The organism is Ruminococcus sp. CAG:379, assembly GCF_000434255.1.
In the GTDB taxonomy this organism is placed as follows: domain Bacteria; phylum Bacillota; class Clostridia; order Oscillospirales; family Ruminococcaceae; genus Ruminococcus_F; species Ruminococcus_F champanellensis.
Genome location: NZ_FR894899.1, coordinates 1 through 274 on the forward strand (window position 1 = coordinate 1; position 274 = coordinate 274).

Sequence of the window (274 nt, forward strand, 5' to 3'; positions counted from 1 at the left end):
CTGTTCTGCGGTGTTTACGCCGATGAAGCCCTGACCGGTACAAAGGACAACAGAGAGAACTTTCAAAGATTACTCTCCGAATGCCGCGCCGGACGCATCGATCTTATCATAACAAAGTCAATTTCAAGGTTCGCCCGAAACACCGTTACGCTGTTGGAGACCGTCCGTGAGCTGAAAGAACTGGGGGTGGATGTTTATTTTGAAGAGCAGAATATCCACTCGATCAGCCCGGATGGAGAGTTCATGCTGACGCTTTTAGGCTCTTATGCGCAGG

At 50.0% G+C, this 274-nt stretch carries 1 protein-coding gene; it reads left to right on the top strand.

The annotated features are described in order from the left end of the window. Positions 1-274 (top strand): recombinase family protein (locus QVO51_RS06700; protein ID WP_288167954.1); only part of this gene is annotated, 274 nt, incomplete at both ends.